A 13147-nucleotide genomic window follows, 5' to 3' on the forward strand; every position below is an offset into this window, starting at 1 on the left:
AGAAAGTTCGATGAAATTCACACTCTCCTGGCTGAAGGATCACCTGGAAACCGAGGCCTCGCTTGAAGAAATCTGCGAGCGGCTGACGGCTATCGGCCTCGAGGTCGAGGATGTCGACGACAAGGCCGCCTACAAGCCCTTCGTCATCGCCAAGATCCTGACGGCCGAGAAGCATCCCGAGGCTGATCGTCTGAAGGTGCTGACGGTTGATGCCGGCGACGGCAAGCCGCTGCAGATCGTCTGCGGCGCGCCGAATGCCCGCGCGGGCATGATCGGCGCTCTCGCGCGTCCGGGCACCTATGTGCCGGGCATCGATGTGACACTGTCCGTCGGCAAGATCCGCGGTGTCGAAAGCCATGGCATGATGTGCTCTGAAAAGGAGCTCAACATCTCCGACGACCACAACGGCATCATCGACCTGCCCGGGGATGCGCCCGTTGGTACGTCCTTCGCCTCTTATGCCGGCCTCGACGATCCGGTCATCGAGATCAACCTGACGCCGAACCGTCCGGACTGCACGAGCGTCTTCGGCATCGCCCGCGATCTCGCCGCCTCCGGCCTCGGCACGCTGAAGGCTCCGAAGGCGCCCACCTTCAAGGTCGAGGGCGAGACGCCGCATCAGGTCAAGCTTGAGCTCGAAGACCATCTCTGCCCCGGTTTCGCCTATCGCCTGGTGCGCGGCGTGAAGAACGGACCGAGCCCGAAGTGGATGCAGCAGCGGCTTCTGTCGATCGGCCTGCGACCGATCTCGGCGCTGGTTGACGTCACCAACTACATGACCTTCGACCAGGGTCGTCCGATGCACGTCTTCGACGCCGACAAGGTCAAGGGAGCGCTTGTCGTGCGCCGGGCCAAGGAGGGCGAGGAGATCCTCGCGCTCGACACCCGCACCTACAAGCTCAACCCGAACAACGTCGTCATCGCTGACGACAACGGACCGGAATCCATCGGCGGCATCATGGGCGGCGAGCATTCCGGCTGCGACGAGAACACCGTCAACGTGCTGATCGAATCGGCCCTCTGGGACCCGATCAACATCGCCAAGACCGGCCGCGCCCATGGCATCATCACCGATGCGCGCTACCGCTTCGAGCGTGGCGTTGATCCGGAATATATGGTCCCGGGTCTGGAGCGCACCACCGAGCTGGTGCTCGAAATGTGCGGCGGTGTCGCGGCCGAAAAGAAGGTCGAGGGCTACAAGGGTCACCAGAAGAAGGTGGTTGATTTCCCCTATGCGGAAGTCAAGCGCCTGACGGGTCTGACCGTTTCCAACGACGAGTCGCGCCAGATCCTGACAGCCCTCGGCTTCGAGATCATGTCGGGCGACGAGACCTCAGCCAAGGTTTCCGTGCCCTCCTGGCGTCCTGATGTCGATGGCAAGGCCGATCTCGTCGAAGAGGTCATGCGCATGTTTGGCGTCGACAACATCAAGCCGGAGCCACTGCCGCCGACCGGTTCGGTCAATGCCAAGATCCTGACGACGCTGCAGATCCGCACGCGCTCGGCCCGCCGGGCGCTCGCCTCGCGCGGCATGCTGGAAGCTGTGACCTGGTCCTTCATCTCGGCCGAACATGCCAAGCTCTTCGGCGGCGGCAGCGACAAGCTGAAGCTCGTCAACCCGATCGCAGCTGACATGTCCGACATGCGGCCTTCGCTGCTGCCGGGCCTCTTGACGGCCGCTCAGCGCAATGCCGACCGTGGCTTTGGCGATGTGGCGATCTTCGAAGTCTCCGGCACCTATGAGGGCGACACACCTGACACCCAGCGTCGCGTCGCCGGTGGTGTACGCCGTGGTACGGCCTCGATTGCTGGTTCCGGCCGCATGTGGTCGAACCAGGCCAAGGGTGGCGGCAAGCCGGTCGATGTGTTCGACGCCAAGGCCGATGCGCTCGCCGTGCTCGAAGCCTGCGGCATACCCACGGGCAATGTGCAGATCGAGCAGGGTGGCCCCGAATGGTACCATCCGGGGCGTTCCGGCACGATCAAGGCAGGTCCCAAGGTCATCCTCGGCACCTTCGGTGAATTCCACCCGAAGACCTTGGAAGCGCTCGACGTTTCCGGCACGCTCTGCGGCTTCGAGATCTATGTCGATGCCCTGCCTGAGCCGAAGAAGAAGGCGACCCGCACCAAGCCGGCGCTCGAGCTTTCGGCCTTCCAGATGGTGAAGCGCGACTTTGCCTTCGTCGTCGAAAAGGCGGTCGAGGCCGGCGCGATCATCAAGGCTGCGACAAGCGCCGATCGCAAGCTGATCTCCGGCGTCAATGTCTTCGATATCTTTGAGGGTGCATCCGTCGGCGAGGGCAAGAAGTCGGTGGCGATCGAGGTTCTGATCCAGCCGACCGACAAGACGCTGACCGACGAGGATTTCGATGCGCTGACGAAGAAGATCGTCGGCAATGTCGAGAAGTCCACGGGCGGCACGCTGCGCGCCTGATCCTGTGATGGCGGGCGGACCTGGGCCGCTGGCGATGAGACAAAGAAAAAGCCCTTTCCCTGCATGTCAGGGAAAGGGCTTTTTGATGTGTACCCGAAGGTCATGACCGTCGGTAAGGTCGGGCTTCGCCATCACACCTCACAGGCTGACGCGACGGCCTTCCTTGTCGGCGGACTTGCGGTCGTCGCCGTGCTTGGCAAGGATCGCCTTGGCGTCTTCGACCGAGATGCGATGCTTCTTGGCAAAGGGAATGGGCTCATAGCCCTTGGTGTTGTCGTCTGCCATGCTGGTCTCCAATTCTGGAAATGCGCCGGCAGAATGCCGGAGCCTGGAATGTCGCGCTAAACGGGGAAGAAAAGCTCGTCGATGGCGAGCGGATGCGACGCGTGCGAAGGGCGTCGCCTATGAACCCTATGTAGGGATTGGCGACCGAAAGCTCAATACTTCTTCTTGCGCAGCGTCTTGTTGCCCTTCGGCCCGGAATAGACGGGCGTCCGGTCGCGGTTCTCCGCCTGCAACTGCCGCCAGCGGTCGAGACGGGCAGGATCGAGACTGCCTTCCTGGATCGCCGCCTGCACGGCGCAGCCTTTCTCGTGCGAATGGCTGCAATCGCGAAACTTGCAATGCGGCACAAGCTCGGTGATTTCGGCAAACAGCGTGTCGATGCCGTCGGTGATGTCGCTGACATAGAGCGTGCGGATGCCGGGCGTATCGATCACCCAGCCGCCGCTTGCAATCGCGTGCAGGGAGCGCGCAGTCGTCGTGTGTCGTCCCTTGGCATCATGCTCGCGGATCGCGCCGGTCTTCTGCGCCGTCTCCGCGCCGTGCCCGGCGAGTGTATTGACGAGCGTCGACTTGCCAACACCGGATGATCCGACCAGCGCCACCGTTTGACCTGGCCCGCACCAGGGCATCAGGGGGGTGATGGCTTCAGGCGAGCGGGCGTTGACGATGACGACGGGCAGATCGCGCTGCAGGCCTTGGGCCTCATCCGCGTAGACAGAGGCATCATCGACCGTATCGGCCTTGGTGAGCACGATGACAGGCCGCGTGCCCGCTTCATTGGCCATGACCAGATAGCGTTCCAGCCGCGCGGCGTTGAAATCCGCATTGCAGGAGGTGACGATGAACAGCGTATCGACATTGGCGGCGGCAAGCTGCTGGCCGAAGGCGCCTTCGGTCCGCCGTTGCAGCACGGTCTGGCGATCCAGGCGGCGCGCGAGCAGTCCGGTATAGGGCGCGGCAAGAACCCAGTCGCCCACGGCAAAATCGGCCGTGTTGCTGTTGGGCGGAAGCTCGATCTCCACCGGCCCCGTCGCATCGATCGCCTCCAGGCGGTCGCGATGCACCGAGGAGATGCGGCGCACAAGGAGCTCGGCCTCGTCAGCCGTCACTTGCTCGGTGAAGAAGGCGCTGAAACCGAGCCGCGTGAGCGCGGCAGTATCGTTAAGGCCGGTCAAGGGCGGATCACGGAGTTGGAACGTGGGGCCATGGGCACTTTCAGCGTTGGGATCAGACGGTGACGCTTCTCATAGCGCAGAATGTCGTCGCTGACGCGGGAAATCGACCGCGCCATCCGTCACGGCGGAAGGATCTGTAGTCAGCCCTTCAGTTCCGCCGGCTCGACAGCGTTAAGGGGCTGTCGGCTCGGCAGGCGCGCAAACATCACTGCATTGCCGGCGAGCGTGAGTGCGAGACCCACCATCGCGAGCGGGGTGAAGTGATAGTCCTCGTAGAGGCTCGAAAGCGTCAATGCGACCACCGGAAAGAGCACGGTGGCGTAGGCCGCCTTCTGCGAGCCGATGCGCGAGACCAGCATCAGATAGGTGGTAAAGCCGATGACGGAGCCGATGACCGAGAGATAGACGAGGGCGGCGAGATAGGTCTGGTCCGGCGGCAGCACGATGGGCGTGCCGGTGATGCCGATCAGGGCGAGAAGTGCTGCCGAGCCATAGCTCATGCCCCAGGCATTGGCGGTGACAGGCGCGATGCCTTCAGCGCTGTTGCGGCGGGAGGCCATGTTGCCGAAGGAAAAGAACAGCGTGCCGAGCGCCGAAAGGCCGATGCCCTTCCAGCTGTCCGGATTGACGGCGATGAAGATCTCGGGCCCGAAAAGCAGCGCAAGTCCGGTGGCGCCAAAGCCTGCGGCGACCAGCGTGCGCGGCTTGATCTGATCGCCGAAGAAGATCCGGGCATTGACGGCGTTGTAAACAGTGGCGAGCGAGAAGACGACGGAGATGAGCCCAGACGGCACATAGCTCGCCGCGTGATAGAAGCAGAGGAAGTTGCAGCAGAAGAGCGACAGCGCCTGGACGAGGATGAAGGGCTGCTGCTTGAGCGTCGGCACCTTCAGGCGACCTGTGAGGGCCAGCACGCCGACGAGCAGGAGGGCGGCAAGGGCGAAGCGATAAAAGACCGAGACCAGCACGGGCACCGGCCCGATCTGCAGCGCGATCGCGATCCAGGTCGTGCCCCAGATCAGCACGGTCGACGAGAAGAGAAGGAGATTGGTCATGTCATGCGCCTCGCTTTCGAGACGCAGGTAACGCAGCTGGCGCCATCCGTTCTTGCATGATCTTGCGGTGAACAGCACTGAGGCGGCCACGCCTATCCGATTGGTGATGGCGCGGCGCACGAAGCGCGCTAGAATGCGAGGCGATCTCGTGAAGGTTATCCATGCTGCACACCGCCACCGTCTTCGGCTCTCTGTCCGCCTCGTCCCGTGCCGAGCGTGGGGAAACGCTTGACCTGGGCGAGGGCAGGGCAAGCGCCATCTGGCGCAACAGCCATGACCGCATGCGCTACGAGCGGACCGACGGGCATACCTTCAGCTGTTACCTGCGCGGCGGCGACGGCACGCGACGGCTCGATGCCGGCAGCATCGCCGGCTGGCCGGGTGCGCTCTGCATCATGCCGCAGGGTGCCTCGTCCGAATGGGAGATCACCGACAACTTCGAATTCGTGCATCTCTATGTCGCTGACGATGAACTGCGCCGCCTGTTCTCGGAGACCTTCGACCGCGATGCCCGGCTGATGCTTCTGCCAGAGGCGACCTTCGACGAGGCGCCGAAACTCGCGGAGGCGCTGGTGCATCTGGCCGCTGCCACGCAGGGCGGCAACCGGCTGCTGGCCGAACAGGCGATCGTCGCGGCCGTCGGGCAGCTCTTTGCCGACCCTCGTTATGGCGGTGAGCGGCGTCCGGTGCTGCGTGGCGGTCTGGCTCCCGTGCTGCGCCGGCGGCTTGTGGAGCACATCGAGGCAAGCCTCGACCAGACAATCACCCTGAAGGATCTGGCGCGGCTCGCGGATTTGAGCGAATTCCATCTGCAGCGGATGTTTCGCGCAAGTTGCGGCGTCTCACCGCATGACTTCATCCTCAACCGCCGTATCGATCGCGCAAGGCGTATGCTGGCCGGCAACGAACCGATCGCCCAGATCGCATCGGCCTGCGGTTTCAGCAGCCAGAGCCATCTGACGCGAATGTTCAGGGCCGTCACCGGCACGACGCCATCGGCCTATCGCCGGGCGGTCGGCGGCTGAGCGAGATGGTCGATTTCTCAGCCGCATCGGCGGCTCGTCCGGGTCAGGACTGCCAGGCAATCATGTCGACCTAGCGGACCGTCCGCGAGAATTGGATCAGCGGCCGGCCATGATGCGCCGAGGGCTCAACATGGGCATCGATCGAGAATACCTCGCGACAGAAGCGCGATCTGGTGTTGCAGGTCGAGATGGTTGGTCGGCTCGTCGAGGATGATTTCCTTGGGGGCTTGAGCCAGCGCCCGGGCGATATGCGCCCGCTGCCGTTCGCCGCCGGACAGGCTCTGCCAGGTATGGTCGCGCTTTGCCACCATTCCCGCCCGCTCCAGCGCCTGCTCGACGGCGGCCTGGTCTTCCGCAGTCCAGGCGGAGAACATTGAGCGATGCGGGAAACGGCCGAGCTTGACGACGTCGACAACCTTCAGATTGGCATTGGTCGTGGCATGCTGTTCGACTAAGGCCATCCGCTGCGCCATCGTCTTGCGGGGAATCGACTGGATATCGTGTCCTTCAAGGCGGATGCTGCCCGAATGGGGACGCTTCAAGCCTGCGAGCAGCCGTAGCAGGGATGTCTTGCCGGAGCCATCGGGGCCGAACAGGCCGAGCGTTTCGCCGGGGCGTGCGGCAAAGCTCACCTTGTCGAGAATGGTCTTCGACCCGATCTTCCAGGTGATGGTGTCGGCCGTGATGCTCATGTCGGGCGCTGGAAACGATAGAGGATGATCGAGAAGACCGGCACGCCGACGAGCGCCGTCACGACGCCTATCGGCAGCACCTGCTGCGGAACCAGGATCCGCGAGGCTATATCGGCAAGCACCGTGAAGATCGCCCCGCCGATCGCGCAGGCCGGAAGCAGGCGGATATGAAGCGGTCCGACGAGGAAGCATGCGGCATGCGGGATGACGAGGCCTACAAAGCCGATCGAGCCGACCATGCTGACGATCGTCGCCATCAACATGGCGGTGAGACAGAAGAGCGCGAGCCGGGCGCGACCGACATTGACGCCAAGTGCTGCGGCAGCCTTGTCGCCAAAGGCGAAGGCGTCGAGGATGCGGGAATAGGCGAGGCAGGCGATCAGGCCAAACCCGACGACCACGGAGACCAGCATGAACTCCGGCCAGCGCACGCCGCCGAAGCTGCCGAGCAGCCAGAACATCACATCCCGCGCCTGCTGGGCATTGCCGGCAGTCGTCACGATATAAGAGGTTGCGGCGTTGAAGAGCTGGGATGCAGCAACGCCAGCCAGAATGGTGCGGTCGGCCCCGCCGCGCGTGCCGTTGGACAACAGGACGACGAAGAGGAAGGCGGCGAAGGCCCCGGCGAAAGCGCCGGCCGAGAGCGAGATGGCTGCGGAGCCGAAGCCGAGGATGACAATACCCCACGGCCCCTGTGGAGGCGCCGGCCGAAATGCCGAGCACATAGGGTTCAGCCAGCGGGTTGCGCAGCAGCGACTGCATGATGGCGCCCGAGATCGCGAGCCCCGCACCGCAGAAGGCCGCGACAAGCGCCCGGCTCAGCCTGTAGTCCCAGATCACGGCTTCATGGATGCGATTGAGCTCGGCTGTCGTCCAGCCGAGCTTGTTGGAGATCGCAAGGAAAGTGGTGCTGATCGAGATCGGCAGATCACCGATCCCGACACTCAAAGCCACCACGAAGACGACGGCAGTCAGTGCCAGCGCGACGTCTTCAACGCCCGTTCCAGAACCCGAAACGGGCGCGCATCGCCCATGTGCGCGACGTTGAAGCGCATGAAACCGTCTGATGACAGCGATGGGCTGAAGACGTTGCCGGGCGCCAGCACCACCCCCTGCGGCAGGGCGGCCTGCGCAAGCGCGGTGGAACTGACACCTTCCGGCATCCGGCACCAGAGATAGGGCCCGCCGCGCGGCGCGAGCACGGGATGGATGCCAAGATCCCCGAGCCGGGTCCCCACCGCGCGCCGCTCTGTGTCGAGCCGCCGATGCAATTGCTCGAGATGTTTGCGATAGCCGCCGCTTGCGAGCACGCCATGGATCGCTTCGGTCGCAACCTGGCTTGGGCCGCCGAACTGGATTGCAACCTGGAGGTCAGTGAGGAGCCGGATCCGCTCGGGGTCGGCGGCGATGAATCCTGTGCGCAGCGAAGCAGAGATGGTCTTGGAGAAGCTGCCGATGCGGATGACCCGGGAAAGCCCGTCGAGCGTCGCAAGTGTCATCGCAGGCTCCGGCTCGAAATCGGAAAAGATGTCGTCCTCGACGACCAGCATGTCCGAACGCGTGATGATGCCGAGCAGCTGGAAGGCGATCTGCGGCGAGAGCGTAGCACCGGTCGGATTGTGCAGACCGGAATTGGTGAGATAAAGCCGCGGCCCCTCGCGGGCGACGGCGGCCTGGAAGGCGGCGATGTCGGGGCCGTTTTCCGTATAGGGCACGGGGATGGCGATGGCCTGGTGGGCGCGGAGCAGCGTCTGGAAATTGAAGTAGCAGGGATCGTCGACGATCACGCGGTCGCCGGGGCGCAAAAGCAGCCGGCAGACCAGATCGAGCGCCTGGGTGGCAGAGCCTGCAAGCAGCACCTGATCTTCGGACAGCGTAATCGACTGCTGACGCAGTCGCATCTCGACGAAGCGCCGAAGGCCAGCACTGCCGCGCGAGGGTCCGTAATCCGTCATGAGGCTGGTCGCCTGGCGGAGCACGTTTCGCATGCCGGCATGCAGGAGGGCGGTCGGCATCCAGTCCGGCGGCAGCCAGCCGCAGCCGGGCTTGGATGTGCCTGGATCGGCGTCCAGCGCCTGACGCGCTACCCAGAAGGGATCGACTTCAGGGGGCCTTGGCGGCTCAAGCCGGACGAGGGGTGCTGGCGTGCGACCGGCCTCGGTGACGAAGAAGCCGGAGCCGGGGCGGGCCCGGATCAAGCCCTCGGCGGAGAGCCGGTCATAGGCTTCGACCACAGTCGAGGGCGACACCGAAAGCTCCGCGGCGAGGCGCCGGATCGAGGGCAGCCGGTCGTTGGGCACGAGCTGGCCCGAACCGATGCGGCCGCGAATATCGGCCATGACATGGGCCGTCCTTGAGGCCGGCAGCTCCGGTGGCTGAACGCGTTCGTTCATCTGTATGGCCTTTGTCATCAATACAGTTTGACTAAATTGTATCGATCCGTCTCTGTCTGCGCCAGCCCCTCCGCGCGATAGGGGAGGCCAGACGAATGGAGACGAAAATGACGACTTCGTGGAAGGCCTGGGCGAGTGGTTTCATCGGCGTGCTGATCTTCAGCGGCTCACTGCCTGCAACGCGGGTGGGGCTTGCCGATTTTGCCCCGCTGTTCCTGACTTCGGCGCGGGCCGTGATCGCTGCGGGGCTGGGCGCTGTGCTTCTCATCACGCTCAGGGAGAAGCGCCCCCTGCGCGGTGATCTGTTGCCGCTGGCCATCGTCTCGCTTGGCGTCGTTGTCGGCTTCCCGCTGCTGACGGCGCTGGCGCTGCAGAGCATCAATTCCGCCCAGTCGATCGTCTTCATCGGATTGCTACCGCTTTCTACCGCGCTGTTCGGCGTCTTGCGGGCGGGGGAACGCCCCTCTGCTGTTTTCTGGATGTTCTCCGTCACGGGAGCGGCGCTCGTGGCCGGCTTTGCGCTCTCGGCGACGGCGGACATGGCGGTGCAAGGCGCAGTGCTGATGATCGCGGCGGTCATCGCCTGCGGCCTGGGTTATGCCGAAGGCGCGCGGCTGTCCCGTCGGCTCGGCGGCTGGCAGGTGATCAGCTGGGCGCTGGTGCTGTCGCTGCCGGTGATGCTGCCGCTGGCGTTCTGGGCCCTGCCAGAGGATCTTGGCCGTATCTCGGCATCCGGCTGGCTGGCTCTGGCTTACGTCTCGCTGTTCAGCATGATGATCGGCTTCATCTTCTGGTATCGCGGTCTGGCGCTGGGCGGCATTGCCTCGGTCGGGCAGCTGCAGCTGCTGCAACCCTTTCTCGGTTTTGTGCTTGCCGCAGGGCTGTTGCATGAGAAGGTGAGCCTTCCCATGCTGGCGACAGCCCTGCTCGTGGTGCTCTGCGTGGCGGGTAGCCGGCGCTTTGCTTGAGGGAGACTTTTAGCGCCCCGCCATCTTGGCCATGGCTTCGCCATACCGCGCGCCAGCCACCTTGTCAGGCGAGACGACGGAAGACAGCGTGGCGAGCTCTTCGGCCGAGAGCGTGATCCCGGTCGCATCGATGTTGCTGTCGAGATTGGCGATCTTGGTCGTACCGGGGATCGGCACGATGAAATCGCCCTGGGCGAGAACCCAGGCAAGCGCCAGCTGGCCGGGTTTCACGCCCTTGTCCGCCGCCATGGTTTCGAGCGCGGTAACCAGCGCAAGGTTGGCGTCGAAATTCTCCTGGTCGAAGCGCGGCAACCCGCGGCGGAAGTCGTTCTCGCCGAGCTTGGACAAATCCTTCAAGGCACCCGTCAGCATGCCGCGACCAAGCGGGGAGAAGGGCACGAAGCCGATGCCGAGCTCGCGGCAGGTGTCGAGCACACCGTTGGTCTCGGGGTCGCGGGTCCAGAGCGAATATTCGCTCTGAATGGCTGAGATCGGGTGCACGGCGTGCGCCCGGCGCAGCGTTGCCGCACTTGCTTCGGACAAGCCCAACGCCTTGACCTTGCCTTCCTTCACCAGCTCGGCCATGGCGCCGACGGTCTCCTCGATCGCGACATCGGGGTCGACGCGGTGCTGGTAGAAGAGGTCGATGACCTCGACGCCGAGCCGCTTCAGCGACGCCTCGGCGACGGCCCGCAAATGCTCCGGCCGGCTGTCGAGGCCGGAAGGTCGAGCGGCCTTGGCCTCGTCGCCGATGGTGAAGCCGAACTTGGTGGCGATCACCACGTGGTCGCGATGCCGCTTCAGTCCCTTGCCGACCAGTTCCTCATTGGTGAAGGGTCCATAGACCTCCGCCGTATCGAAGAAGTTCACGCCACGTTCGATGGCGTGATCGAACAGCGTTTGCGCCGCCGCCTCGTCGATGTTGGTGCCATAGCCATGGCTCATGCCCATGCAGCCGAGGCCGATGGTCGATGTGGTGAGGGTGCCGAGTCTGCGGGTCTTCATGATCATGCTCCGGCTTGGTTGAGTTGTTTCATCTGCGCGGTCGTCAGCTCCAGTTTTCCGGCCGCGATCAGGCTTTCAAGCTGGCGCAGGCTGGTGGCAGACGCAATCGGCGCGGTGACGCCGGGCTGTGCGGCGATCCAGGCGATCGCAACGGTTGCGGGGCTGGTGCCGGTTTCGGCCGCGACCTGATCGAGAGCGCCCAATATATCGAATCCACGCGCGTTAAGATAGGGCTCCATATCCTCGCCGCGTGCCTTGCCTTCGGTATCGGCAGCGCTGCGATACTTGCCGGTAAGGAAGCCGGAGGCCAGCGCGTAGTACGTGATGACCCCGATCTCTTCGCGCTGGCAGAGGTCAGCAAGATCGTTTTCGAACTTCGCGCGGGTATAGAGGTTGTATTCCGGCTGGATGACATCGTAACGTCCGACGCCCGCCTTGCTTGCTGCGTCGAAGGTCGCCTGAAGCTGTTCGGCATCGAGGTTGGAGCAGCCGATCGCGCGAACCTTGCCCTCGTCCTTCAGCTTGGCGAAGGCGGTCAGGCTTTCCTCATCGTCCGTTTCGGCATCCGGCCAATGGGCGAGATAGAGATCGATATAGTCGGTCTGCAGACGGCGGAGCGAGTCTTCAACCGCCTCTGCAATGCGGCGCGCGCTGAGGCCTCGCTTCTTGCCCCCGAGATCGGCCCCGACCTTGGTGACGATAACGGCATCTTCGCGCTTCACACCACCGCGCTTCAGCCAGTTGCCGATGATCGTCTCACTCTCGCCACCGACATTGCCGTCGGCCCAGAGCGAATACATGTCGGCGGTATCGATCGTGTTGAAGCCGGCATCGAAGAAGCGGTCGAGAATGGCAAACGACGTCTTCTCGTCGGCCGTCCAGCCGAAGACATTGCCGCCGAGCACGACGGGAGCGATCGAAAGGCCGGTGCGGCCGAGAGCACGTTTCTGCATGGAAAGCCTCGGGAGGGGTCAAGGGAGCGACGGAAAGGGCAGGTTAGCAAGCGTCGGTCGAAGAGGCCATTCAGAAGCGTTGATCGAACCTGCAGAGCCGCTGTCCCGACGCCGGAAACCGCAATCGATATGGATCGAAACCGGCGGCCGTCCAGTCCCGCAGTCTCTCTTTTGCGGTCCAGGGCTCCTCATTCGGCCGCCCGGCGAAAGTGACTGGGCGGCACGCCGTGATGCTGGACGAAGATCCGTCGCATGTGGCGTGAGGAGGCAAATCCGGCGCGCAAAGCGAGGTTCTCCATGTCGAGCCTCGATTGCTTGAGCAGCTCCTGGGCGAGCGTCACCCGCATCAGGTTGACGTAATCGACGACCGACTGACCGACATATTCCCGGAAAAGACGGGACAGATGCCGTTCGCTCAAATGCGCGATCTCGGCGAGCCCGGGAAGCGACCAGTCGCGCGCCGGATCCGCCATGATCGCATCCTGGGCGCGGTGGATGGCCGGATGGATATGGTTGCGGCCGGAAAGCCAGGGCGAAAGCTGAGGGTCCTGGCCGCTGCGACGGAGATAGATGACCATCTTGCGGGCAGCGGCGAGTGCTGACTGCGGCGAGGCGAAGCGGCTGACGAGATGCAGCATGAGGTCAATGCCGGTCGAGATACCGGCACTCGAAAAGCGGTTGCCATCTTCCACATAGAGCCGGTTCTCCAGAACACTCGCCGTCGGTGCAAGTGCCCGGAGTTCGTCTAGGCATTCTGCGTGCGTGGTGCACTGATAGCCCTCCATCAGCCCGGCTGCCGCAGCAAGCAGCGCGCCGGAGCAGATGGTGACGAGCCGCGTGTCCGGCCTGACCGTGCGGGCGAGCCAACGCGTCAGCGTCTTCAGTTCTGCCTCGCGGGCGATCTCTTCGGTACCGACGGTGAGGCTGCCGGAAATCATCAGGATCGCATTGTCAGGCAGCGTCTCGGGCAGGGGTTCGAGACCGTCGAGCATGAGCCCGATCGAGGTCTGCTGCCGCGATTGGGCCGAGATGTAGCGATAGTCGAAACGGACCCGGTCATGCTCCTGGTTCGCATACCGCAGCACCTCCAGCGGACCGGCAATGTCGATCAGCAGCGTGTCAGGCGGAACGAGGATGAAGACCGGGATCACGTCCATGATGG

10 protein-coding genes and 2 pseudogenes are annotated in these 13147 nt (G+C 64.0%); 3 read left to right on the top strand and 9 right to left on the bottom strand.

Annotation, left to right across the window (positions count from 1 at the left end; translation table 11 throughout):
- Window positions 1-10 precede the first annotated feature (10 nt).
- Window positions 11-2434, top strand: a complete 2424-nt coding sequence (gene pheT, locus GH983_RS21580) for a phenylalanine--tRNA ligase subunit beta (protein WP_153763462.1) — start codon at window positions 11-13, stop codon at window positions 2432-2434.
- Between the two features lie 138 nt (window positions 2435-2572).
- On the opposite strand, the gene GH983_RS24180 is transcribed toward pheT, so the two are convergent.
- The 3 genes from GH983_RS24180 to GH983_RS21590 all read right to left on the bottom strand — a co-directional run bounded on the left by GH983_RS24180 (window position 2573) and on the right by GH983_RS21590 (window position 4949).
- Window positions 2573-2719, bottom strand: a complete 147-nt coding sequence (locus tag GH983_RS24180) for a hypothetical protein (protein ID WP_166600004.1) — start codon at window positions 2717-2719, stop codon at window positions 2573-2575.
- Between the two features lie 152 nt (window positions 2720-2871).
- Window positions 2872-3894, bottom strand: coding sequence for a ribosome small subunit-dependent GTPase A (gene rsgA, locus GH983_RS21585; RefSeq protein WP_153763463.1), 1023 nt, complete (start codon window positions 3892-3894; stop codon window positions 2872-2874).
- A gap of 140 nt (window positions 3895-4034) precedes the next feature.
- A complete protein-coding gene (locus GH983_RS21590) occupies window positions 4035-4949 on the bottom strand; it encodes a DMT family transporter (RefSeq protein ID WP_153763464.1) in 915 nt (304 codons plus the stop codon).
- A 281-nt stretch (window positions 4950-5230) separates the two neighbouring features.
- On the opposite strand from GH983_RS21590, the gene GH983_RS21595 reads away from it, so the two are divergent.
- Complete coding sequence (locus tag GH983_RS21595) at window positions 5231-5974, top strand: helix-turn-helix domain-containing protein (RefSeq protein ID WP_153763664.1); 744 nt, start codon at window positions 5231-5233, stop codon at window positions 5972-5974.
- A gap of 158 nt (window positions 5975-6132) precedes the next feature.
- Here GH983_RS21595 and GH983_RS21600 read toward each other — a convergent pair.
- The 3 genes and pseudogenes from GH983_RS21600 to GH983_RS21610 form a co-directional block, all read right to left on the bottom strand.
- Window positions 6133-6666 (bottom strand): annotated as a pseudogene (locus tag GH983_RS21600) (ABC transporter ATP-binding protein); the annotation flags it as partial.
- A pseudogene (locus GH983_RS21605) lies at window positions 6663-7647 on the bottom strand (FecCD family ABC transporter permease). The pseudogenes GH983_RS21605 and GH983_RS21600, both read right to left, overlap by 4 nt.
- The gene (locus GH983_RS21610) at window positions 7638-9059 is read right to left on the bottom strand and encodes a PLP-dependent aminotransferase family protein (RefSeq protein ID WP_246727459.1); all 1422 of its coding nucleotides are present in this window, start codon (window positions 9057-9059) and stop codon (window positions 7638-7640) included. Before GH983_RS21610 ends, GH983_RS21605 begins: the two are co-directional and overlap by 10 nt.
- 107 nt (window positions 9060-9166) lie before the next feature.
- On the opposite strand from GH983_RS21610, the gene GH983_RS21615 reads away from it, so the two are divergent.
- Complete coding sequence (locus GH983_RS21615) at window positions 9167-10027, top strand: DMT family transporter (protein ID WP_153763465.1); 861 nt, start codon at window positions 9167-9169, stop codon at window positions 10025-10027.
- Window positions 10028-10036: 9 nt separating this feature from the next.
- On the opposite strand, the gene GH983_RS21620 is transcribed toward GH983_RS21615, so the two are convergent.
- From GH983_RS21620 to GH983_RS21630, 3 genes are all read right to left on the bottom strand, one after another.
- Window positions 10037-11032: an aldo/keto reductase gene (locus GH983_RS21620; RefSeq protein ID WP_153763466.1), complete on the bottom strand. Its 996-nt coding sequence runs from the start codon at window positions 11030-11032 to the stop codon at window positions 10037-10039.
- Between the two features lie 2 nt (window positions 11033-11034).
- Window positions 11035-11985, bottom strand: coding sequence for an aldo/keto reductase (locus tag GH983_RS21625; RefSeq protein WP_153763467.1), 951 nt, complete (start codon window positions 11983-11985; stop codon window positions 11035-11037).
- A 188-nt stretch (window positions 11986-12173) separates the two neighbouring features.
- Window positions 12174-13142: a GlxA family transcriptional regulator gene (locus GH983_RS21630; protein WP_153763468.1), complete on the bottom strand. Its 969-nt coding sequence runs from the start codon at window positions 13140-13142 to the stop codon at window positions 12174-12176.
- Window positions 13143-13147: the final 5 nt, after the last annotated feature.

It is taken from the genome of Agrobacterium sp. MA01 (assembly GCF_009650195.1).
In the GTDB taxonomy this organism is placed as follows: domain Bacteria; phylum Pseudomonadota; class Alphaproteobacteria; order Rhizobiales; family Rhizobiaceae; genus Allorhizobium.